Source organism: Oceanibaculum indicum P24, assembly GCF_000299935.1.
Classification (GTDB): domain Bacteria; phylum Pseudomonadota; class Alphaproteobacteria; order Oceanibaculales; family Oceanibaculaceae; genus Oceanibaculum; species Oceanibaculum indicum.
On the sequence record NZ_AMRL01000059.1, the window covers coordinates 1 to 1,979 of the forward strand.

At 68.1% G+C, this 1,979-nt stretch carries 1 protein-coding gene; it reads right to left on the reverse strand.

The window, feature by feature from the left end; all coding sequences use genetic code 11:
- A partial coding sequence (locus P24_RS18910) for a beta strand repeat-containing protein (RefSeq protein WP_008946355.1) occupies positions 1-1,966 on the reverse strand: 1,966 nt, incomplete at its 3' end.
- Positions 1,967-1,979 lie beyond the last annotated feature (13 nt).

Genomic DNA, 1,979 nt, shown 5'->3' on the forward strand with positions numbered 1-1,979 from the left:
CCACCTTCGAGCCGGTCGCCGTGCCGGCAATGGCGTTGGTGATCGTCAGATCCTTCGAGCCGGTGATGGTGATTACCGAGTTGTCGGCATTGGCCAGCGTGGTGATCACGTTCGCCGCCCCCGTGCCGGTACCGGTCGACACCAGCGACACGCTGGTCGCCCCCGCCAGCGTCAGGCTGGTCAGCGTCTTCGCCGCCGGCGCGGAGCCCGCATCCAGCGTGAGCGCGGTGCTGATCTCGCCCACCTTGTTGCCGATCGACAGAGTGCCGGTGTTGCCCGCGCTGTTATCGACGGTATAGGTCGTGGTCGACAGCGAGTTGGTCGCCGTCAGCGTGGCGTTGCCGCTGGTCTTGAAGTTGGCGATGCCATTGGTGATGAACCCGACATCGACCTGGTTGTTGCCGGTGGTCACGACCAGGCTCTCGAAGTTCACCGCATCATTCACGCCGGCCGCAGCAGACTTGGAGGTCAGCGTCGCCGCCGTCGACAGGGCCAGCGCATCGCTGCCCGCCCCGCCATCCAGCGCGTCCGCCGTGGTCAGGTCGGCAACCGCCGCCGTCACCTGGTCCGACCCCGAGCCGCCCTTGAAGGTCAGGGTCGAGCCGGCCTCGCCGGTATAGGCAACGCCGCCGGTATTGGCCGAGGCATCCACCGTCACCGTCGCCGCCAGGTCGGAGCCGGAGATCGTCGCCTTGCCGGCACCCGAGACATTCACCGTCTTGGCCGCCGAGGCCGCCAGCGAGGTGACCGACAGGGCGGCGCCCGAGCCGACCGCCAGGTTCACCGTGGTGGCCGTCGCCGGACCGGTCAGCGTGGCGATCTTGCTGGCCGCCGTGTCGGTGGTGACGTTCAGCGTGGTCGCCGCCGCCCCGGTGACGGTCAGGTTCTGCGCCGTCGCGTTGCTGTAGCCCGACAGCTCCAGGTTCAGCGTCGTGTCGGTGGTGCTGGCCGCCCAGGTCAGCGCGCCGCCCGCGCTGCCATTGTTCAGCGTCGCCAGGTCCAGCGTCACGCCATTATAGCCGGTCGTGGTGATCGACTTGCCGCCGGTCGCATTGACCTGGTCGACCTGCACCCGGGTGACGCCCGAGGGCGCGCTCGCCGTGCCCAGATTGATGTCGTTGTTGCCCGGGGTGACGTAGTTCAGCACCTCGATATTCTTCGTACCGGCCGGGAAGTTGCCCGGCGTGCCATAGAGCTTCAGCGTGTCGGTGCCCGCACCGCCATCGATCTGGTCGGCCGCGTTCACCGTGGTCGTGCCGGTGAACTCGCCGATGATGGTGTCATTGCCCTCGCCGCCGGTGATCACGTCGGTCGCCGTCGTCAGCGTCAGCGTCTGGCCCGCGACCGGCGCCTGGTCCACCGTAGCGGTGGTCACGACATTGGCCGTGCTCAGCGTGGTCAGGCCGCTGCCCTTCACGGTGATGGTCGCCCCCGCGATCGTGAAGGACACACCGCCCTCGACCGTGGTCTGCCCCGCCAGCGCGGTGGTGATATCGGCATCCGTCGCCCCCTCGATGGCAACACGGTCGCTGCCGGCCACGAAGTCGGTGATGGTCGGGGTCTTCAGCGCGCCGGGGAAGTTGGCATCCGCCCCGCGCAGCACGAACACGTCCGCCCCCGAGCCGCCGGTCAGCGTGTCCTGGCCAAGCCCGGAATACAGCGTGTCGTCGCCATCGCCGCCGACGATCGAGTCATGACCCTTGCCGCCGCGCAGCACGTCATTGCCCGCACCGCCTTCCAGCGTGTCGGCATTCATGCCGCCCTGCAGCACGTCATTGCCGCCAGACCCGATCAGCCAGTCATTGCCGTCGCCGCCATCGATGTCGTCGGCACCCTCCGCCCCGTTCAGCGTGTCGTTGCCGCCAAGACCCCGGATCGTGTCATTCCCCAGACCGCCATTCACCAGATCCCCGTCGGCACTACCAACCAGATAATCGCTCGCACCCGTACCCGTCACCGTCGCCATCGCTTATTTCCCC